Consider the following 18900-nt stretch of genomic DNA (forward strand, 5'->3'; position numbering starts at 1 on the left):
TCTATTATGACTAGTCATTCTGACTAGTTAGTTCCATACTATCGCAATTTACAAGCCCACTTGATTCCGCCGAGCAGGTGCTGTAGGTAAAGCGGCTCGCTGTAGGCTTCTTTGAAGTGGCCCATCTCGGTGTACCAGGCCCTTCCCTTCTTGGCCGGATTGCACCAGGTGATCGGGTGGTCTTCGGGTGGGGATTTCTTGTAGGTGGACTCGTCGGCGGAGATGAGGACGTGGACTTTAGAGCGAGGGTTGGCTTTCCAGTCATACCATTCGTCGGCGCGGCTCCAGGGTGATGGGATGCCTTTCATCGAAGGATGCTTGGGATCCTCGACGGTGAGCTTGACGGTTTGTCCTCCGGGCGGGTGGCTCTTGAAGTAGGCTCCGACGAGATCGGCGTACCAGGGCCAGTCGTATTCGGTGTCGCTGGCGCTGTGGATTCCAACCCAGCCTCCGCCGGATTCTACAAACTGCTGCATCGAGTTTTGCTGATCGGCGTTTAGGATGTCGCCGGTCGTCATTGCGAAAATGATTCCCCGGTACTGCTTCAAGTTGTCTTTGGTGAAGACCGTCGCGTTTTCAGTGGCGTCGATTTCAAAATTGTTTGCTTTGCCAAGAGTCCGGATAGCTTCGACAGCAGCGGGAATGGAATCGTGTCGGAAGCCGGTAGTCTTGGAGAAGATAAGAAGTTTCGGGACTGCGGCAGTAGTCAGCAGTACGGCGAGGAGCATGGGTTTACTTTACTACAGGTTGACGCTGTAGAGAATATGTCACAGTTATAGCTTGCAAAACGCTAACCCGCCTAAGCACGTCTTTGGGATTGTTGTCCTGCTGAATGTGCTTTGGACGCCGGTGAACTTTATGGTTTCTGCGGCGACAGATCGGGGGTTTTCGGGGGCCGGGGTTGGGCTGGTTCGGTGGACGGCGTTATCGCTGATGATGCTGGTCTTGCTCCGCAGCGACTGGTTTCGCAAGGTGACCGGGCACGTCTCGCTTTCAAAATCCGATTGGTGGAAGTGCTTCGGGATCGGATTCTTCCTCTTTGGCCCTTCGCACATGATGTTCTATCTGTCGATGGGGATGGTGAAGCAGGGGCTTGCTAGTGAATTGGAAGGGACGGTCATCCTTGCCATGGCGCCGATTTTCACCGGACTGCTGTCCTATTTCTTCCTTCATGAGCGGCTCCCAGCCAGGCGCGTTGCGGCAATCGCTCTTTCTTGTATCGGCGGATATATTGTTACCATCGGGTTTGCGTTTCCGTCACTTTTGGGCCATGCCAAGGGCAACCTCATTTTTGGCCTGGGTGTGGTCACTGAATGCCTCATGGGAGTGATCGCGGCGCGAATCAGCCGTCGATCAAGCGGCGTGGCCGTTCTGTCGGCTCAGATGCTGGGGGGTGGAGTTTCGTTCTGGGTCATTCCCTTGCTCCTACCGTCAGTATTGCCCCTTTCTTTTGGGTCCACTTTTGTTTCCTGGCTGCCGCTTCTTTATCTCATCTTCCTCTCTGGGCTGGTGACGTTTACCATTTGGTATCGGATCGTCGAATCCGCCCCGCTGACCCAGTTGGTCGTCGGCATCGCTTTACAGCCTCCGCTCGCGGCGTTGATTGGATGGCTGTTTAAAAACGAAATTCCGAAACAGAATGCGGTGATCGGTGGTTGCGTGATTTTGGTCGCGCTGGCGCTGGGGTTCCTAGGGAAGACGGAGAAGGTTGAGGCAGTCGACTAGCTCCGTGGGGACACGCGTTTGAAGAGAATGTTGCTCGCGCCTTGGGTCGATACTCTCAGGCCAGAAATCCGCCCTTTGCGGTCTCTTGTCGGGATGACCTTTCCAAAAAAGTAGGAGCTGCCGTGGTACCAGTCGCGCTGAATGGGCATGAGGGTGATATCTTCATTTCGTCGATGTGCGGCGATCAGTTGTCCTTTGACGATACTTAGAGTGTATTCGTCGCGCAACTCCGGCGAGTAGTAGGTTCCGACAAGTTCTTTCAGGTTTGCTTGGGCCGGTTTGAACGGTTTGAGATTGATTCGGGTTCCGCCGTATGGAATGTCAAAGAGTTGCCATTTGAAGTTCCCGGACTTGCCAAATGTGAACCTGCTGTGCGTGAAAACAGGGTAGTCGAACTCATCTTCCCCAACCTGGGGCAGTTCCATCTTGTTGGGATCTCCGTAGGGCTGGAGGTAGAGCTTTCCTTTTTCGGTGGTCAGGTGGACAATGTTGCCAGGGAAGATTTCATAGTCGCCGACAAACTTGGCTAGGAGTTTTGGGTCGAAGGTTGGCTTCGGTTTTTCGGGCGCAGGCCCGTTAAAGAGGAAGGTGTCGAGAGCACTATACGCCAAGTCAAGCGGGAAGAACTCGCGCGAGTTGCCGAGCACGACAACAGTCAGTTTCTTCTCTGGAACACGAATGAGATAGGAACGGTACCCCGCATCGCCGCCACCGTGGAAGACGACGTTGACCCCTCGGTAGTTTTTGAACTCTTGCCCAAGAGCGTAGCCGAGCTGGGTGCCGTCGGTTAGCTTCATTCGCTCGCTCATGCGCTGGAATATCCTCTGGTTGCCGACTTTGGGATTCTCGAAGTTCTGCGACCAGCGGACGAGGTCATCGGCGGTGGAGTTGATGCCGGTTGAGCCGACGTTGACCGGGCCCAGGAGGCGTTTGTAAAGGACTCCGCCCTGGGTGTAGTAAGAGTAGGCGCGATTCGGGATGATGAGTTCGGGGTCGTCAACGAGCTGGGTATTGTTCATGCCAAGCGGAGTGAAGACTCTCTCGTTCAAGAACTCTCGGAGGGGTTTTTTGGCGACTCGCGATACGACTTCGCCGAGGAGGGTGAAGCTGGAGTTGCCGTACTCGAATTTGGTTCCGGGTTTGAAGTTGAGCTTCTTTTGCTGGACGAGGAGCTTGAGGATTTGACTGTTGTAGGAGACATCCGCCTCGGTGAAGCCCACCATGGCGTTGAGGGCGTAGAAGTCGCGGAGGCCGCTGGTGTGGGTTGCGAGGTTGCGAAGGGTGATTTTTGTGCCGTAGTTCGGGAGTTCAGGGAGGTACTTGCGGACGTCGTCGTCCATGTTGAGCTTCCCTCCTTGCTCCAACAGGCAAGCGGCGAAGGCGGTGAACTGTTTGGAGACCGAGGCGATGTGGAAGATCGATTCTTTCGTGATGGGGATGCCGTACTCGACGTTCGCCATGCCTGCGGTCCGGCGGTAGAGCTCCTTGCCGTCTTGGACGACGAAAATCTCGACTCCGGGACCGGTTTTGGAGTCGTACTTGGCGACGATTTGGTCAAGCTTGTCGGTGGGGGCTTGCGACCCGGCGAGGGTAGTAGCCGATGCAAGAACCAGCAGTGCCGCGCAGTAAGTTTGTTTAGTTGTTTCTCCCCAGAACATGGAGAGAGCTTACGAACTCCGCCTGCCGGCGGTTCAGATCAAGGCGAGAATGCGCCGTAGTGCCCAGCGATCGGCAGTTCAGCGCACGAAGTGGACTTTGGGGTCGCTCATGTTGTCTAGGAGCATCAGTGCCGTGACGGGCATGGGGCGCTCTTTGGCTACTTCGCGGGCTTCGTCGAAAGAAAGCTGCATGATGGTGAGGCCGTCGAGGTCGATGAACTCGCCGAAGTTCACGGCTCCGCCTTGAGAGCTGAAGCAGGCCAAACCGTGGACGCCCTGGTGGCAATAGCAGCCGTAGCGTTTGGTGGGCGAGTGGTGCAACACGTAAACGCTGTCGGGGAACTCGGTGTCGAGTCCTAGCAGGGGCATGACGAGTGTTTGGGACATCTTTTTTGAAACCTCTTGTATGGTTGTTATCGGTAGGTTAAGCCTCGTCTTTAGAGATTCTCTGGTAGTTGTGCTGGGGAACAGTTTTGGGGCAGGTTCTGCCGTAAACTTGACGGCTTGGAATCAATGGTTCGGATTGGGGAACGAGAGGCGGTTTCGACCCGGCTGGGTTTTTTGATTCTTGGTCTGGCTGCGTCGACGTGGGCACCGCTGGTTCCGCTGGTGAAAGCTCGGCTGGGCTTGAGCGATTCTGTGCTGGGTGTTTTGATTCTTTTGATCGGAATCGGGTCGGTGTTGACGATGCCCTTCGCGGGTTCTTTGGCGCATCGGTACGGGTGTCGCCGGGTTCTAATTGTGTCCTGTTTGGTGTTGTTGCTGAGCGTTCCACTGATTCCGCTTTCGCCGTCCTTGTGGGCTTTGGGAGTCGTCTTGACGGTGTACGGAGGCGTGTTGGGATCGTTGGATGTCGTCATTAACCTGCACGGAGTTCAGGTGGAGAAGACCTTGGGGCGACCTCTAATGTCCGGGTTTCATGGGTTTTATAGCCTGGGTGGGATCATTGGTGCGGGGGCGGCGACGTTGTCGTTGTCCGCGGGCGCGTCTTCGTTTGGAGCTACTTTGGTGGCTTTTGTTGGCGGGCTTTGTGTTTTGGCGTATGCGATTCCTGGATTCTTGTCGGACGCGGGGGAGGGGGATCGGCTGGTGTTTCAGGTTCCTCGGGGAGTGGTCTTAGTGATTGGGATTTTGGCGGGGACGGTGTTTTGCGCGGAGGGGTCGGTGACGGATTGGAGCGCGTTGTTGCTGACTCGCGAGTATCTGCTTTCGGCCGGAGCGGCGGGGTTTGGGTATGTGGGGTTTGCGTTTTGTATGACACTGGGTCGGTTGACGGGGGACAGAATTGTAGCTTCGTTAGGGCCACTGCGGGTGCTACTTGTTGGTGGGTTGATTTGTGTGTTGGGGTTCTGGATGGCGGGGCTTGGGAGACTTCCCTTTCTTGGCTTGGTCGGGTTCGGGCTCGTGGGGTTGGGAGCTTCTAACATTGTTCCGGTTCTGTTTTCTGCGGTCGGGCGTCAGCATGCGATGCCGGCTCCGGTGGCGTTGTCGATCGTCACGATCATGGGTTATGCGGGATTTTTGCTTGGTCCGGCGGCGATTGGATCGGCGTCTCAGCATTTGGGGATTCGGGTTGCTATGGGGTTGATTGGAGTGGCGGTGTTGCTTGTTCCACTGTTTTCTAAGTGGATAGTTGGTCAGACCTCAGATTCCGGTATGGTATCATCTTAGTCCGCGCCCGGACGTAGCTCAATGGATAGAGCATCAGTCTTCGGAACTGAGGGTTGGGGGTTCGAATCCCTTCGTCCGGGCCAATTCTTTTGGAAGCCTCCAGGCGTCCGTAGTCTTCCGTCAGCTAACTTCTAAGCGGAGTTGTCCCAGTACTTGGTCATTCCAGACCATGTCGAAGCGGTAGGTGCCGCGTTTCTCGATCTCCTTTCTGACCTCGATTGTCTCGGCCATGTAGAGGTAACTGGGGGAGAGGTCGGGGCGGCGTTTGAACTGGCCGATGAGGTGGTCTTCGAAGAAGATGTTGCCGTCTTCGTCGACAAATCTGAGGGAGAAATGGTGCTCGCCGGCTTCGTGAGGTTCGGCTTCGATTTCGAGGGCGAGCCAGAATGGGGCAAGGCGGGCGGGGAGGGTTTCGGTGGTGATTCCTCGGAAGATTCCGCAGAGGATGGGGGAGCCGTTGGCTTGTTGCGTGGCGTACTCGCACATCACCATGAAATTGACTTTCATTCTTCGATGACTCCAAGCCCCGCCGATCTCAAGGCTTCGACGGCTTTTTGTAAGTTTGAAGTCTTCACGAAAACGAAATCTGTGTGGTAGGCAGAAAGGGTCATGATTGGCACTTCGGCATCCGCGAGCGGTTCTAAGATTTGGAGCAAAATTCCAACTTCATCGAATCCAAACTCACCGTCTATACGGAAGCTCCTCCAGTTCCCGTAGTCGCGCTTCTCAACAATGCTCCAGCCATCCCCGCCGTTTATCACTGCAAAATAGCTCTGGTCTTCTGGAGGTGCATCGGATCGCCAGAACATGAAGCGGTCTTTGGAGAGGATGAGGTTCACGATTGAAGGAACTCGATGATGAGTTTAGCTTGGTGCTCGCCGTCGAGGAGGAAGGCGTCGTGGCCGTAGGGGAGGTCGATTTCGTGCCTGGTGACGTTTTTGTTCGCGGCTTTGAGTTGGGATTCTAGGGCGACCGATTGGGAAGTTGGATAGATCCAGTCGCTGGTGTACGAGATGACGAGGTAGTCGGCTTCGGCTCGCTCGGCGTTTTGGAATTCGTAGTAGTCGATGGCGCGGGTGAGGTGGAGGAGGGAGTTAGCGTCGAAGCGCTTGGTGAACTTGTCGCCTTGGTAGCTGAGGTAGCTTTCGACCTCGAACTCGACGCCGAAGTTCATGTCGGGCTTCTCTTTGCCTTGCAGTCTCCTTCCGAACTTTGCTTGGAATGCTTCTTGGCTGAGGAAGCTGAGGTGGCCGAGCATGCGGGCAACACTCAGGCCGTTGCTGGGTGGCTTCTTCTCGTAGTAGTCGCCGTCATTAAAGTTCGGGTCCCGAAGGATTGCTTGTCGTCCGGCTTCGTTGAATCCAATCTGCATTGCGCTGTGAGCACCGCAAGTGGCAGTGAGGACACATTTTCGGACTCGGTTCGGAAACCGAACTGTCCATTCGAGTGCTTGCATGCCGCCCATGGAGCCACCGGCTACGGCCAAGAGCTGCTGGATGCCCAGATAATCTAGCAGGCGAGCTTGAACTTCGACCATGTCGCCGACGGTGATCATCGGAAACTGGGAGCCATAGAAGTAGTTGTCTGGTCCCGTTGAAGAAGGTCCGGTCGTGCCTTGGCATCCGCCGAGGGCGTTGGAGCAGATGACGAAGTAGCGATCGGTGTCGAACGCTTTTCCGGGGCCGACGAGGCGATCCCACCAACCGATTGCGTGGGCGTCGCCGCTGAGTGCGTGAAAGAGGAAGATGGCATTGGACTTCTCGTTGTTCAGCGTTCCCCAGGTTTCATATGCGACGGTTACTGATTCCAGCCGCTTACCGCACTCACAGTCAAGGGCTCCAACTTCAACATATTTGCGCTCGTCAACCACGGACGCGGTGCGTTCGTTCTCTTGAAACAGGGCAGGGTCGATCATTTCGACTGGTATCCGGGTCTAAACTGTGCGCCGCGGATAGGAGGTGTTGGCGACGCTGCAGGCGCTGTTGGAGGTGTCTGAGTCGATTCGGCAGAGGTCGTTTGAATCGGAGTGACCGCAGGAGCGGACTGGATTGGAGTCGGAGTGCTCGGCGACGCGCTCTTTCCGAGATTGACCAGTCGCTCGAACTCACCGGGATCTTTGGCGCGAGCCTTTGCGTCTTCGTGGGCGACGACGCCCATGTCGACGAGCTTAGCCATGCATTGATCCAGGGATTGCATCTTGGCGCGGCTTCCCGTTTGAATCAGGGAGCTGATTTGGAATGTCTTGTTTTCGCGGATGAGGTTGCGTACGGCTCCAGTGGCAACGAGGGTCTCGTAGGCGGCAACTCGTCCGCGCCCATCTTTTCGGCGTAGCAGGGTTTGCGAAATGACTCCGACTAGGTTGACGGAGAGCTGCATTCTCACCTGTTGCTGTTGGTGAGTTGGAAAGACGTCAACGATTCGGTCGACGGTTTGCACGGCATCAACGGTATGCAACGTGCCAAACACGAGGTGCCCGGTTTCAGCGGCCGTAATCGCAAGGTGGATCGTTTCAAGGTCTCGCATTTCGCCGACAAGAATCACGTCAGGGTCTTGGCGCAGGACGTACTTGAGGGCGTTTGCGAATGAGTCCGTATCGACGCCAAGCTCACGTTGGTTAATCAAAGCGTGTTGGTCCGAGTGAACGAACTCGATCGGGTCCTCGACCGTCATGATGTGAACCGGCTGAGTGCGGTTCACACGGTCAATCATTGCGGCTAACGACGTGGACTTTCCGGAGCCGGCAGGGCCGGTGACCAATACAAGACCACGAGGGCGATTGATAAAGTCATAACAAGCGGCCGGGAGTTGGAGATCCTCCATTGTCTGGATCTCGTAGGGGATGACGCGGAAGGCGGCCTGAGTGAACCCTCGCTGCTGGTAGACGTTGCCCCGGAAACGGGAGACGCCCTTGATTTCGACAGCAAAGTCAAGCTCAAGCTCCTCTTCGTAGTAGGTCACCTGATCCTCGCGGAGCATTTTGAAGAGCTCGACACGGAACTCGCGATTGTGGAAAGGGTCCGCTTCGACGAGTTGCAGGTCTCCGTTGACGCGGATGTAAACGTGGCCAGAGTCGGTTTTGAAGTGGACGTCGGAGCCGCCGACCTCGACGCAGCGCCTTAGGTAGAACTCTATGGACTGCATTAAGCGGGCACTCCTCCGATCAGGCCGTGGGTCGCTGCGCGGTGTTGGAACTCGTTGACGTTCGAGGATTTAGCGAGAGCGTCTTCATATTCGATCTCGCCCTGCTCAACGAGTTTGAGCAGGTGACCGTCGAGCGATTGCATGCCGAACGACTGGCCGGTCTGAATATCGGTGGGAATCTGGTGCGTCTTTCCGTCACGGATGAGGTTGCGGATTGCGGGGGTTGCCAGCATGACTTCAAAAGCGGCGACCCGGCCAGGCTTCCCCTTGCGCGGGATGAGGGTTTGCGAGATAACTGCTTGAAGAGTCACCGAAAGCTGAGTGCGAACCTGCGCTTGCTGTTCAGGGTCGAAGACGTCGACGATTCGGTCAATTGTTTGAGCGGCATCCACTGTGTGGAGCGTGCTGAAGACAAGGTGACCGGTTTCGGCGGCGGTAATTGCGAGTTGGATTGTCTCCAGGTCGCGCATTTCGCCGACGAGGATGACGTCGGGATTCTGCCGAAGAACGTGCTTCAGGGCGTGCGAGAATGAATGAGTATCGGTCGCAAGCTCACGCTGATTGATGATTGAGGTCTGGTCTTTGTGAACGTACTCGATCGGATCCTCGATCGTCATGATGTGACATCGACGCTCGTGGTTGATGTGGTTGATGATCGCAGCAAGCGAAGTCGATTTTCCAGATCCAGTTGGTCCGGTAACCAAGACGAGTCCTCTGGCGAGACCAGCAATCTTTTTGCTGACCTGCGGGAGATTTAGCTCGTCGATTGTGCGTATCTGGAATGGAATGACTCTGAAAACAGCCCCCAGGTTGCCTCGCTGCCAGAACATATTGACTCTGAACCGCGCGAGACCTGGGACGTTATAGCTGAGATCGACTTCCTTAAAGGTCTCCAGCTTGTGACGACGTTCGTCGTTGAGGATACTGAAAAGCCGCTCATTGTGGGCTTCTGTGCTGAGGGCAGGAACGTCAAGACGAACGAGGTCGCCTCGGATTCGCATGCATGGGGCAACTCCGGCCTTCAGGTGCAAGTCCGATGCGTCTCGCTCGACGAGCAGGCGCAAAAGATCGTCAATCGGTAACGACAATTACTCCCCTCATATCCATTTCGAGACGCCTCTCATACCTTCCTTGTTCCAGGTTTGACCTGTTTAGCGGCGTAGCATTTGCTTAAGTTCTGAAGCAACACCCGCGTATTGGATCGCAACTTGTTCACTAATCAATCCTGCGCGGACATACTTCAGCAAGCTCTGGTTCATCGTTTGCATGCCCCAGTACGTGCCGTCATTCATGTGCTGATAAAGGTCGCTGAAGTGTCCGTCTTCGATCGCCTTGGTGACCGTCGGAGTACAGATGAGGATCTCAGAGGCGCAGACTCGGCCCTTTCCGTCCACGGTTGGCACGAGCTTTTGGGCAACGATTGCGCGAAGCGAGTTCGCCATTCGTTGGCAGAGGTACATCTTCTCGTGGGGCGGGAACATGTTCATGATTCGATCCATGGTCTCGTAGGCCGAGGACGTGTGAACCGTTGAGAAGACGAGGTGGCCGGTTTCACCAGCCTGGAGCGATGCGCCCATGGTGGTGACGTCGCGCATTTCACCAACAAGAATGACGTCCGGAGCTTCGCGGAGGGCAGCACGAAGGGCGGGCTGGAAGTCAAGAGTGTCGATTCCAACTTCGCGCTGACTAACGTATGCGGTCTTATCGGGGTGAACGTACTCGAGTGGGTCTTCAATGGTGACCAAGTGGCAGGCTCGCTCGCGGTTGATGATGTCGAGCATTGCCGCCAGGGTCGTGGTCTTTCCGGAGCCGGTGGGTCCAGTGACCAGGATGAGACCGGTCTTGTGCTTCGTCAGCTCGCCGAGGACGGAGGGCATTCCTAGCTCTTCGAGCGAGCGAATTTTGAACGGAATTGTTCGAGCAACAATGGCGCATTCGCCCTTAGCACGGTAGATGTTCGCACGAACGCGACACTTGCCGGGAACTTCGAACGCAAGGTCCATCTCGAAGGTCTCATCGAAGATCCGCTTCATGCGGTCGTTCATGAGGGCGGTAATCATTCGCTCGGCGTTAGCGGAATCGATGAAAGGAAGAGAGTCGTCGATTTCATGGACGGCGCTGTGGATTTTCATCTTCGGGCGACAATTGCCTTTTACCATGACGTCCGAAGATCCACGGTCAAAAGCCATCTCACAAAGTTGCGCCATCGTCAGAGTATTGACATCGATCATTTCTGCTTCTCCATCCCCTCGAAATCGCCCGTCATTTTGACTTGCGTTGACCCCGAATAAAGGCGGAGTATACCAACACACCAATCGAAATCGCGGCTACCACAATCGCGCCAATTAGGACAATGTCAGGCTTTTTTTGTTCTTCCCGAGTTTCTTTGTTTTTCTTCTCGGTTGCAGGACCGGGCAAAACGACTTCTGCTGGGTTTTTGGTGTTGACCTTTACTCGATACTCAATGCAGAGCGGCGACTTCATTCCGACGCCTTCCATCATCCAAGCATCCTTCGGAGCGAACCAGTACGCAGGTGTTTTGGCATCGGGCACCATGTCCATAAACATGACGCTGAGCTGAGTAAGTGGTGCGTCACCGAAGGCAAACGCTCGCGCGATTGCAGGCAGATTGAACTTTGGCTCCTTGTTCTGGATCAGACCCGGCACGGCAAAGGTGGCTTTAACAAAAGAATCTCCCACGACTCCGATGCTGACTCCGCGAGGGTCCATCCCGACTTCCTTGCCCAGCGCGACGATGTGCTTCTGAAGGGCGTCTTGCGGATACTTCGCTCCAAGCACGGTGACCTCAACCAGGTCTGCTCCCATGGGGTGCTGTTTGATCACAACGGATGCTTGAGGGGTGACTGAAGAGAAAAACTTGGTTTGTCCGAGCGATAGCGCGGTCAAAAGACCCACGAGAACCAACCAAAAAGCCTTCATATCCTGTTATTGTCCTTCATTCAGTGATCGTGCCGTATGAAAACTCTCTTTTGTTGGGAAATGTTGCCGATTATGAACGTCTAAGACAGATAGATCGTATATCTACCGGAGGATCAGCTATAATGCTCCCTCCCCACCAAGGATTTGACTCGTGAATCAACCCGAAATCGCAATGGAACATGGCACGCTGACTCCGCTCACCCCGGACGGTCACGCTGCGCTTACCGCTGAGTTGCAGCGGTTAACAATTGAGGTTCGGGCAGACATCGCCGAACGCATCCGAGAGAGCCAACAGCACGGCGAGTTTAGCGAGGATAACAGCGAGCTTGATCAGGTGAAAACCGAGCAAGCTTTTGTTGAAAACCGAATCGCTGAGCTTCGCTCCACTTTGAGCCACTGCTACATCTTGGAGATGGATGCGATTTCGACGGATACCGTCGGAATTGGTGCTCTAGTCTTGATTGAAGACGTCGAATTTGCCGACAAGTTTGAAGTCCGAATCGTTTCTTCTGCGGAAGCCAATCCGGATCGAGATTACATCTCGGCCGAATCTCCGATGGGTTCTGCGATTTATGGCCAATCGAAAGGCGAGGTTGTGACCTTCGAGGCACCTGATGGTCCAAAGAAGATCAAAATCCACGCAATCGGACGTTAAGATTTGGCGTCATTAACGGTACACTTCGGGTTCCCCCTCAAAAGTGAGCCGGGCAAAACTGTCTATGTCTGAAAAGCAGCCTTCAAAAATTTCGCTTCCAAATGTCAAGCGCGGCATCAAGCCGTTCTTTGCTGGCGTCAAGCGGGAACTGAAAAAGGTCTCCTGGCCGACTTACAAGGAAACGAACCGATTGTTCGGGGTTGTTGTTTCCGTTTGCATTTTGCTCATCGTGGTTATGGGAGTTCTTGGATTCACGTTCGAGACTCTGATCCACATCATCACTAGAACAGGGACTGGAGCGTAAGAGATGCCAAAAGCCTGGTACGCAGTACACACAATTTCGGGTCACGAAAACAAGGTTCGTGACGTTCTCACTCGCCGCGCCCAAGTCGAAGGGCTTTGGGACTACGATATCTTCGAGATCCTGATTCCAACCGAAAAGGAGCTTCAGACTCGGAACGGCAAGCGAGTTGAGAAAGACAAGAAGGTCTTCCCTGGATACATCCTGGTCAACATGATGCTGAGCGACGACTCGTTCAAGCTAGTGAAATCCACCTCTGGAGTCACCGGTTTCGTCCAGTCTGGCAACAAGCCAATTCCTCTTGAGGAATATGAAGTACGCCGCATCATGACCAACCTCGAAGCAAGCCAAGAAGCTCCCAAGGTCATGTGGAACAAGGGCGAAGCGATTCGCGTCGTTGCCGGACCGTTCAGCGACTTCAGCGGAAAGATCGAAGAAGTCATGGTCGAGAAGGAGATGCTCAAGGTTCTTATCAATATCTTTGGTCGCGATACTCCAGTTGAGCTCGAATTCGATCAAGTCGAAAAGATGTAGTTCCACTTTGCCCTGGCACGTTTGCCAGGGCATCGTTTTCCCGGCAGATGCCGGGTTCGTTTTATGTCAACGCTTCAGCTATCACTTACCGGAAAACGATGGCTGGTTTCGGCACCTGATCCTGCGGCGACGGATCGTCTGTCAGCAGAGTTAGGAGTTTCTCCGTCGACTGCAGAGGTTTTAATCCAACGTGGCTACTCGTCTCCTGAGCAGGCCCAGAAATTTCTCAATCCTTCGTTTGACGACCTGGGGGACCCTTACCTCTTGCCGGATTTCTCGGTGGCTCGCGATGAGATTCTTGGGGCAAAAGAACGCGGCGAGCAAATCTATGTTCATGGCGACTACGACGTCGACGGAGTCACCTCCGCAGCGATCTTTGATCGATATCTGAAGAAGATTGGATGCGATGTTCACACCCACGTTCCGCACCGGATCAACGAAGGCTACGGCATCAACCTTTCTGCAGTTGATGCGGCGCATGAGCGAGGGGCCAAGCTCTTTCTGACGTGCGACTGCGGAATCTCGGCTCATGCTCAGGTTTTGAGAGCTCGTGAGCTCGGCATGAGGGTGGTGGTGACCGATCATCACGAGCTTAAGGACACCTTGCCCGAAGCTCAGGCGGTTGTGAATCCGCACCGCAAGGACTCGAAGTACCCGTTCTCGCACCTTTCGGGGGCGGGAGTTGTTTATCGATTGTGCGAAGGGCTGACCCGGACTCTTGACGAGAAAGGAGTTGACTCGTATCGACGAAACTTTGTTGACCTTGCTGCGCTCGGCACAATCGCCGATGTGATGCCGTTGAACAGCGACAACCGAATTATTGCCCGATTCGGCTTGGAGAAGTTGACGGACACCAAGAAGAAGGGGCTGGTTGCGCTTAAGGAGGTTTCCGAGATTCGCGGGAAGGTGATGTCATATGATGTCGGCTTCAAGCTTGGGCCGCGGTTGAACGCGGCTGGGCGCATCGACGATGCAGCACTTTCCCTCCGCTTACTGCTCACTGAAGATGCCGCCGAGGCAAGAGAAGTCGCGCTTGAGCTGGATCGGCACAATCAGGACCGACGCGAGATGCAGGATCAGATGTTTGAGGAAGCTTTTGCTCAGGCCGAAGCACAAGGCGGGAAAGATCAGCACATGATCATGGTGTTCAATCCATCCTGGCACCCCGGAATTGTGGGGCTGCTCGCGGGCAAGCTTAAGGAGCACTATGCGAGACCGGTTTTCGCCGGGACGATTGACCCCGAAACGGGCAAGGGCAAGGCAAGTGGCCGCTCGATTCCTGGCCTTAGCTTGGCAGAACTCATTTCGGCTCACCCTGCGCTAGTCCAAGGCGGCGGACACGCTATGGCCGCGGGTATTGGATTCCCCGAAGCACATCTCGAAGAGATTCGGGCAACGTTCAACTCCTACGCCCTGGCGACTTTAAGTCCGGAAGATCTGTTCCCGGCGATTGAAATCGCGGCGTTTGTAGATCCCGCAAAGGTTGATCGGAGTTCCATCGACGAGTTTTCGGCCTTGGAGCCGTTCGGAATGATGAATCCCAAGCCCATCTTTGGCGCGCAAAGCATGGAAGTGCTTTACATTAAGTCAATGGGGCAAGAGCGACAACATATCGCATTGACCCTCAAGCACTCTGGTGGCACCGTTCGTTGCGTCGGATGGGGCATGTTTGCGGCTTTGGCTGAACTACGCGCAGGTGATCGAGTTGATGTCGCGTTTGAGCCTCAGCTCAATACCTATCAGGGCCAAGAGTCGCTTCAATGGAAGCTGGCCGATGTTCGGCGAGCTGTGTAGTTTGGGCTCCTAGAGTCGCCTCCAGAGTTAGCTTTTGGTTTCCGCGTTGGAGTTGGATGGCAACTTTGTCGCCCGGTCGGAAGTCGTAGGTCATTCGCGCAAAGTCGATCTGGTCGCGAATCTTCTTTCCGCCAATATCCGAGATCACGTCGCCAACGAGGATTCCGGCGTTAGCGGCGGGTGAATCCACGTCCACTTGCTGGACGCTCACTCCGCCTAGGGAGTTGACGATGAGGACGCCGAGCAATGCCGTTGGCGCTTTGTGGCTCGGGGTCAGGAATCCAGCGAGGGCTCGTTTGGTGACTTCCCAAGTGGGTGTGTAGCCGACAACGAGGCCAGCAGGTCCCGGAGCCGTCGCGGAACGGACAGCCAGGCCGGCTGGGCCCGCATTGTTTTGTAGGCCCGCTTGCCGAGAACTATCCTGCGCAACCACTCCTTGCGTAACCGCGAGGGTTGCGGCGATTGAACCGATGAGGCGGCCTTTGCCGCTGAAAAGTAATGCTCCTCCGATGGCGGCCGGGGTTTGCTCGATCCGAACTTCGTTCATCGGCACCGCGCGGCGGCTGCGGTCATCAACGCCGATTCGTTCGGACGAGGTGATTTCAGCGCGGACGGTTCCGGTGGGGAGGACGGCGAGAATCATTCCGCGACCTCCGTCAGTGTCGTCCGCCCAGGTGACCGTCTCGACCTTTGTTGGCGCTTTTGAAGTTTTGATGAGGACCAGCTGCGAAGGAGTGTCTTTGTAAACAGTCGTGAAACTGAGTTTCTCACCAGTTCCGGTGACGAGTTCTTTTGCGCCCGAGCCGAGGCTGAGCTGGTGGGTGATGGCGTAGCCATCCTTAGTGATAAAGGCGGCGGCACCCGAGTTGAGAGCGCCCAGCTTGATGTATGCCAGGGCGGGCCGGAGGTTGTTGATTGTGACAACCTCGGGTTGTGTGAACTGCGTTCGCACCCCGAGTGCGCACGCCAAGTTAGCCGCCGATAGCAACATTGCTTGGGTTGCTGACCTCCGTTGCGGTCGGTGCACCAACCCCAGAGTCGGTGTTGGCATCGATGAGGATGATCGGTGCGGCTTCTGTGCTTGCGAGGGTGATCGCGGCAGGGGGAGCTATAGTCGCCGAATCAGATGCTTTCAACGCAGCACTCGACCCAGAGTTGACATCGCGAAGATCAGGCTTCGGATCTTCCCTTCGGGCAACCAGAACTGCCGAGTTCACTCGAGTTCGGATGCGTTTCTTAGAAGGTCCCTTCTTCCGTTCAACACGAACTTCAGTCGGACCTGACTCATCAATGCGCAAGTTCGAAGGAGGGATCGTGAGTGATGCAACGCGATCTTCTTTCAGCCCAGCTGGGACTTTGATCTCAACGTCGGGCAAAACGTTTTCGACTGCTGGCTTTGTGTTGTTCGCAACGAAAACAGTCTCCTTCGGGCCGGAACCTTTGGTCATCACAAACGCGAGTGCCGCGACGCTGGCGAGTGCTGCGGGGCCGAGCACCCAATTCAGCCATGGGAACGCTGGGCGGGCCGGCTTGCCGGACGAGAGGATCGCCTGGCGGAGTCGCTCGTTGCTGAACTGCATTTCCGGAATGTCGTCTCGGATGGCGATCATATCGGATCGCAAAGTTCGGAGAAGATCAAGCTCTTTTTGCGCGGAATAATCACCCAAGAGCTTCGCTTCAAGTGCCTGTGAGTCACGGTCGCTCAGCTCGCCAAAGGCGAGATTTAGCAATTCGTCGTCGTTCTTCCAGTTCTTCATAGCTCTCCTAACATGGGGGCAACCCGGTCCCGAAGTGCGCGTCGGGCTCGCAACACGCGGAGCTTGGCTCCGCCTACACTACACTTACAAATCTCGGCGATCTCGTCGTATTCCTTCTCTTCCAAATCGCGCATGATGATCATTTGCCGGTGGTGATCAGGCAACGCCAGGATTGCTTTTCGGAGGATGTTCTGCCGCGATTCTTGTTCCAAGTTCGCGATCGGGTTCTCAAAATTGCCCACGGTCATCCAGTCCAGAGCACCTTGGGCTTCTTTTTGCTCAAGGTTGTTGCGCCGTGTGCTCATTCGCGCCTGATCGGTGCCGAGATTGCTGACAATGCGGAGAAGCCAGGTGGTGAACTTGGCTTCGTCACGGTAGCGATGCAAATTTTGGTAGGCGCGAACAAAGGCTTCTTGAACCAGATCCTCGGCGTCGTCGCGCTTGTGGGTCATCTGATACGAGAACCGATAGACCATGAGGCGGTGCCGCTCGAAAAGCTGCTCGAAAGCGGCGTAATCTCCGTCACGAGCACGTTTGACAAGCGCCTCGTCGGAGTCGCTGTCGATCTTCGTGCTGATCGCGGTTCTAAGGCTCATTGCTAGGGTTCGTGCCATCTTTGGTCCGTCCTTGTTTTGTATAGGAATGGACGTACAGAGTTGGCTGGCGTTTCGGTTTTATGCGGCGTCTACATCTAGGATAACCGTAACCGGTCCGTCATTGATGAGTGAGACCTGCATATCTGCACCAAATGTGCCAGTTTGGGTTGAGATTCCTTGGTTTTTGAGTTCGCCGACGAAGACATTGAAGAGTTCTTCACCTTGCGCATACGGGGCGGAATTGGTGAAGCTTGGGCGGTTGGACTTCTTGGCGTCGCCGTAGACGGTGAAGTTGCTGACAGCGAGGACGTCGTAGGGTTCGTCTTTGAAGTCTTGAAGGCTAAGGTTCAGTTTGCCTTCGTGATCGTTGAAGATTCTGAGTTTGGTGATCTTTTCCGCGAGCTTCTTAGATTCCTTTTCCGTGTCGGTAGTGTGGACTCCGATGAGGAGCATCAGTCCGCGACCGCACCGACCAACTTCCCTTCCGTCGACTTGAACGGTTGCGGCGGAGACTCGCTGGATGATGGCTCGCATTTTGAGTTGGCAGTTAGCAGTTTGCAGATAGCGACTAAGAACCTGGATAGTTTAGCAAATTGGCGAATCGGTCACACGTTGGTGCGCGTCAGTAACCCAGATGATTCTCGCGCTTCTTCTGCAGCAGCCCACTATTCTTCATGACAAGGTCGAAAACAAGTGGGAGGTAACGGCGACGATTCCGGCGTTCGCGGGGAAGGATCGGTTGTCGGTGCTTGCCCAGAAAACGATTACCGCGAAGATGACCAAGGACTTCAACGACTTCTTGAAGGAGACTAAGAAGGATTGGGTGAAGGGTTACGAGAGTGCGCCGTACGGACTGGATTCAAGTGCCACCCGCCAGCTGGGCGACACCCAGGCTCAGTCTTACACAGTTTCCACATTCCGTTTTCTTGGCGGAGCGCACGGAGTTGGGGTGACGGAGTGCATGAACTTTGCCTTGGTCAAGGGCCGGGCAAAACAACTTGGAATCTGGGATGTGTTTCGGCGTGACAAACGGGCCGCGCTGGAGAAGATGATTCTGGCAAAAGCGAAAAAGGATCCCAACACCGACTGGCTCCAAGATCCCGAGATGCACAAGAAACTGGAGCCGACCGAGCTCGCCAATTTCTGGGTGAAGGGCAAGGCGGGTTGCACCTGGGAGTTTGACCCGTACGTTTTGGGGAGCTACGCTTCGGGGCCGTTCAGCTTTTCGTACAGTTGGGCAGAACTTAAGCCCTTCCTGCGGAGCCCGAATCCGCTCAAAAAGTTTATCGCCCCTTGATTCTGAGCGTCATACCCGCTAATATACGGGGAGATGGAAACTCCTCCAATGTCAAATTATCCCCGAGGCGGCGGCCCCGGGGGCGGTGGGAACTACGCGACTCCTCTTAGGACCCCAGGAATCTACTTCGACGATATCGGACGGGCCTGGACGATGATCACCAAAAACCCGTCCGTGTACATCGTTGGCGGAATCGTTATTCTTCTAGCGGCAGCGGTTGTAGTAGTTCCGCTCTCCATACTCAGCAACATCCTCATGTATGGCACTGCAGTGCCTGGCCCCGACGCAAAGATGAACCTCGGCATGTATCCGGCGATGCTCGCGCTCAATATGGTGGCCGGAGGCTTCAACGCTGCATTGATGTCAGGGATTGCGCTGGCGGCCATTGAAGAAGCCGACACCGGCTCAACCCGATTTGAAACCCTGTTCTCAGGGTTCCGAAACTTTGGCAACCTGATCGTTGGGTCCATTGCCTACTCCATTGCGGTCACCGTCGGAGCGATTTGCTGCATCGTGCCAGGAATATACTTGGCTGGAGCCTTGGCATTCACAAACCTCGCGGTTATCCTTTTCGGACTACCTGGCATCGAAGGACTCAAGAAGTCCTACGAGATGCTCAAACCCTATGCGTGGTCGATGTTTGCCCTATTGCTGGTTTCGGGTTGCGTGTCGGGGCTTGGACTGATTCTCTGCTGCTTCGGAATTTTCGTGACTTGGCCGATTCAGCAAGTCGTGCTCGGCCTCCATTTCCGCGACTTTCGCGGTTAATCTCATTCGACTCGTCCCCTCGATTTTGAGGGGATTTTTTATGCATTAGGTTGACAATAGCGC

At 55.2% G+C, this 18900-nt stretch carries 22 protein-coding genes and 1 tRNA gene; 9 read left to right on the forward strand and 14 right to left on the reverse strand.

The genetic code is table 11. The features are described from left to right. Positions 1 to 38: 38 nt before the first annotated feature. Entirely contained in the window at positions 39 to 728 is a 690-nt protein-coding gene (locus WCK51_10340) for a ThuA domain-containing protein (protein MEI7577283.1), read from the reverse strand. Between the two features lie 52 nt (positions 729 to 780). On the opposite strand from WCK51_10340, the gene WCK51_10345 reads away from it, so the two are divergent. Then, positions 781 to 1725 (forward strand): DMT family transporter, encoded by a 945-nt coding sequence (locus WCK51_10345; protein ID MEI7577284.1) that lies wholly within the window; start codon positions 781 to 783, stop codon positions 1723 to 1725. Here the strand turns inward: WCK51_10345 and WCK51_10350 are convergent. Together WCK51_10350 and WCK51_10355 are read right to left on the reverse strand one after the other, a co-directional pair. Then, entirely contained in the window at positions 1722 to 3383 is a 1662-nt protein-coding gene (locus tag WCK51_10350) for a serine hydrolase domain-containing protein (GenBank protein ID MEI7577285.1), read from the reverse strand. The genes WCK51_10345 and WCK51_10350 overlap by 4 nt on opposite strands. 78 nt (positions 3384 to 3461) lie before the next feature. Next, positions 3462 to 3770, reverse strand: a complete 309-nt coding sequence (locus WCK51_10355; protein ID MEI7577286.1) for a hypothetical protein — start codon at positions 3768 to 3770, stop codon at positions 3462 to 3464. A 117-nt stretch (positions 3771 to 3887) separates the two neighbouring features. Between WCK51_10355 and WCK51_10360 the strand changes: the two genes are divergently transcribed. Together WCK51_10360 and WCK51_10365 are read left to right on the forward strand one after the other, a co-directional pair. Next, the gene (locus WCK51_10360; GenBank protein ID MEI7577287.1) at positions 3888 to 5054 is read left to right on the forward strand and encodes an MFS transporter; all 1167 of its coding nucleotides are present in this window, start codon (positions 3888 to 3890) and stop codon (positions 5052 to 5054) included. A 7-nt stretch (positions 5055 to 5061) separates the two neighbouring features. Continuing rightward, a tRNA-Arg gene (locus WCK51_10365) sits at positions 5062 to 5137 on the forward strand. Positions 5138 to 5174: 37 nt separating this feature from the next. On the opposite strand, the gene WCK51_10370 is transcribed toward WCK51_10365, so the two are convergent. From WCK51_10370 to WCK51_10400, 7 genes are all read right to left on the reverse strand, one after another. Further along, positions 5175 to 5561 carry a hypothetical protein gene (locus WCK51_10370; protein ID MEI7577288.1) on the reverse strand — a complete coding sequence of 129 codons (387 nt, stop codon included), beginning with the start codon at positions 5559 to 5561 and terminating at the stop codon, positions 5175 to 5177. Further along, entirely contained in the window at positions 5558 to 5893 is a 336-nt protein-coding gene (locus WCK51_10375; protein MEI7577289.1) for an ACT domain-containing protein, read from the reverse strand. Before WCK51_10375 ends, WCK51_10370 begins: the two co-directional genes overlap by 4 nt. Then, positions 5890 to 6969 carry a homoserine O-acetyltransferase gene (locus WCK51_10380; GenBank protein ID MEI7577290.1) on the reverse strand — a complete coding sequence of 360 codons (1080 nt, stop codon included), beginning with the start codon at positions 6967 to 6969 and terminating at the stop codon, positions 5890 to 5892. Before WCK51_10380 ends, WCK51_10375 begins: the two co-directional genes overlap by 4 nt. Beyond that, positions 6966 to 8195 carry a type IV pilus twitching motility protein PilT gene (locus WCK51_10385; protein MEI7577291.1) on the reverse strand — a complete coding sequence of 410 codons (1230 nt, stop codon included), beginning with the start codon at positions 8193 to 8195 and terminating at the stop codon, positions 6966 to 6968. Before WCK51_10385 ends, WCK51_10380 begins: the two co-directional genes overlap by 4 nt. Then, on the reverse strand, positions 8195 to 9283 hold the full coding sequence (locus tag WCK51_10390) for a type IV pilus twitching motility protein PilT (protein MEI7577292.1): 1089 nt from the start codon (positions 9281 to 9283) through the stop codon (positions 8195 to 8197). The genes WCK51_10385 and WCK51_10390 overlap by 1 nt, the downstream gene beginning before the upstream one ends. Positions 9284 to 9346: 63 nt before the next feature. Continuing rightward, positions 9347 to 10426 carry a PilT/PilU family type 4a pilus ATPase gene (locus tag WCK51_10395; GenBank protein MEI7577293.1) on the reverse strand — a complete coding sequence of 360 codons (1080 nt, stop codon included), beginning with the start codon at positions 10424 to 10426 and terminating at the stop codon, positions 9347 to 9349. 31 nt (positions 10427 to 10457) lie between these two features. Beyond that, a complete protein-coding gene (locus tag WCK51_10400; protein MEI7577294.1) occupies positions 10458 to 11135 on the reverse strand; it encodes a hypothetical protein in 678 nt (225 codons plus the stop codon). A gap of 151 nt (positions 11136 to 11286) precedes the next feature. On the opposite strand from WCK51_10400, the gene greA reads away from it, so the two are divergent. From greA to recJ, 4 genes are all read left to right on the forward strand, one after another. Then, positions 11287 to 11790 carry a transcription elongation factor GreA gene (gene greA / locus WCK51_10405; GenBank protein MEI7577295.1) on the forward strand — a complete coding sequence of 168 codons (504 nt, stop codon included), beginning with the start codon at positions 11287 to 11289 and terminating at the stop codon, positions 11788 to 11790. A 64-nt stretch (positions 11791 to 11854) separates the two neighbouring features. After that, positions 11855 to 12094: a preprotein translocase subunit SecE gene (gene secE / locus WCK51_10410; protein ID MEI7577296.1), complete on the forward strand. Its 240-nt coding sequence runs from the start codon at positions 11855 to 11857 to the stop codon at positions 12092 to 12094. 3 nt (positions 12095 to 12097) lie between these two features. Then, a complete protein-coding gene (nusG, locus tag WCK51_10415) occupies positions 12098 to 12625 on the forward strand; it encodes a transcription termination/antitermination protein NusG (GenBank protein ID MEI7577297.1) in 528 nt (175 codons plus the stop codon). Positions 12626 to 12688: 63 nt separating this feature from the next. After that, positions 12689 to 14419, forward strand: coding sequence for a single-stranded-DNA-specific exonuclease RecJ (gene recJ / locus WCK51_10420; GenBank protein ID MEI7577298.1), 1731 nt, complete (start codon positions 12689 to 12691; stop codon positions 14417 to 14419). Here recJ and WCK51_10425 read toward each other — a convergent pair. From WCK51_10425 to dtd, 4 genes are read right to left on the reverse strand one after another with little or no spacing between them, the layout of a single operon-like run. Next, the gene (locus tag WCK51_10425) at positions 14355 to 15410 is read right to left on the reverse strand and encodes a S1C family serine protease (protein ID MEI7577299.1); all 1056 of its coding nucleotides are present in this window, start codon (positions 15408 to 15410) and stop codon (positions 14355 to 14357) included. The two genes, recJ and WCK51_10425, sit on opposite strands and share 65 nt — an antisense overlap. Next, a complete protein-coding gene (locus tag WCK51_10430; protein MEI7577300.1) occupies positions 15391 to 16176 on the reverse strand; it encodes a hypothetical protein in 786 nt (261 codons plus the stop codon). Before WCK51_10430 ends, WCK51_10425 begins: the two co-directional genes overlap by 20 nt. After that, positions 16173 to 16790, reverse strand: coding sequence for a sigma-70 family RNA polymerase sigma factor (locus WCK51_10435; protein MEI7577301.1), 618 nt, complete (start codon positions 16788 to 16790; stop codon positions 16173 to 16175). The genes WCK51_10430 and WCK51_10435 overlap by 4 nt, the downstream gene beginning before the upstream one ends. A gap of 60 nt (positions 16791 to 16850) precedes the next feature. Next, positions 16851 to 17306: a D-aminoacyl-tRNA deacylase gene (gene dtd, locus WCK51_10440; GenBank protein ID MEI7577302.1), complete on the reverse strand. Its 456-nt coding sequence runs from the start codon at positions 17304 to 17306 to the stop codon at positions 16851 to 16853. 100 nt (positions 17307 to 17406) lie between these two features. Between dtd and WCK51_10445 the strand changes: the two genes are divergently transcribed. Then, a complete protein-coding gene (locus tag WCK51_10445; protein MEI7577303.1) occupies positions 17407 to 18069 on the forward strand; it encodes a DUF3298 domain-containing protein in 663 nt (220 codons plus the stop codon). 48 nt (positions 18070 to 18117) lie between these two features. Then, the gene (locus tag WCK51_10450; GenBank protein ID MEI7577304.1) at positions 18118 to 18837 is read left to right on the forward strand and encodes a hypothetical protein; all 720 of its coding nucleotides are present in this window, start codon (positions 18118 to 18120) and stop codon (positions 18835 to 18837) included. Positions 18838 to 18900 lie beyond the last annotated feature (63 nt).

The organism is Armatimonadota bacterium, from assembly GCA_037138755.1.
Lineage (GTDB): Bacteria > Armatimonadota > Fimbriimonadia > Fimbriimonadales > Fimbriimonadaceae > Fimbriimonas.

Bases quoted from the DNA above. Each gene is read 5' to 3' on its own strand.
- WCK51_10380 (MEI7577290.1), bottom strand. From the start codon at position 6,969: ATGATCGACCCTGCCCTGTTTCAAGAGAACGAACGCACCGCGTCCGTG.
- recJ (MEI7577298.1), top strand. From the start codon at position 12,689: ATGTCAACGCTTCAGCTATCACTTACCGGAAAACGATGGCTGGTTTCG.
- WCK51_10340 (MEI7577283.1), bottom strand. From the start codon at position 728: ATGCTCCTCGCCGTACTGCTGACTACTGCCGCAGTCCCGAAACTTCTT.
- WCK51_10400 (MEI7577294.1), bottom strand. From the start codon at position 11,135: ATGAAGGCTTTTTGGTTGGTTCTCGTGGGTCTTTTGACCGCGCTATCG.
- WCK51_10395 (MEI7577293.1), bottom strand. From the start codon at position 10,426: ATGATCGATGTCAATACTCTGACGATGGCGCAACTTTGTGAGATGGCT.
- WCK51_10430 (MEI7577300.1), bottom strand. From the start codon at position 16,176: ATGAAGAACTGGAAGAACGACGACGAATTGCTAAATCTCGCCTTTGGC.
- WCK51_10385 (MEI7577291.1), bottom strand. From the start codon at position 8,195: ATGCAGTCCATAGAGTTCTACCTAAGGCGCTGCGTCGAGGTCGGCGGC.
- WCK51_10445 (MEI7577303.1), top strand. From the start codon at position 17,407: ATGATTCTCGCGCTTCTTCTGCAGCAGCCCACTATTCTTCATGACAAG.
- nusG (MEI7577297.1), top strand. From the start codon at position 12,098: ATGCCAAAAGCCTGGTACGCAGTACACACAATTTCGGGTCACGAAAAC.
- WCK51_10370 (MEI7577288.1), bottom strand. From the start codon at position 5,561: ATGAAAGTCAATTTCATGGTGATGTGCGAGTACGCCACGCAACAAGCC.
- WCK51_10425 (MEI7577299.1), bottom strand. From the start codon at position 15,410: ATGTTGCTATCGGCGGCTAACTTGGCGTGCGCACTCGGGGTGCGAACG.
- dtd (MEI7577302.1), bottom strand. From the start codon at position 17,306: ATGCGAGCCATCATCCAGCGAGTCTCCGCCGCAACCGTTCAAGTCGAC.
- secE (MEI7577296.1), top strand. From the start codon at position 11,855: ATGTCTGAAAAGCAGCCTTCAAAAATTTCGCTTCCAAATGTCAAGCGC.
- WCK51_10450 (MEI7577304.1), top strand. From the start codon at position 18,118: ATGTCAAATTATCCCCGAGGCGGCGGCCCCGGGGGCGGTGGGAACTAC.
- WCK51_10350 (MEI7577285.1), bottom strand. From the start codon at position 3,383: ATGTTCTGGGGAGAAACAACTAAACAAACTTACTGCGCGGCACTGCTG.
- WCK51_10355 (MEI7577286.1), bottom strand. From the start codon at position 3,770: ATGTCCCAAACACTCGTCATGCCCCTGCTAGGACTCGACACCGAGTTC.
- WCK51_10435 (MEI7577301.1), bottom strand. From the start codon at position 16,790: ATGGCACGAACCCTAGCAATGAGCCTTAGAACCGCGATCAGCACGAAG.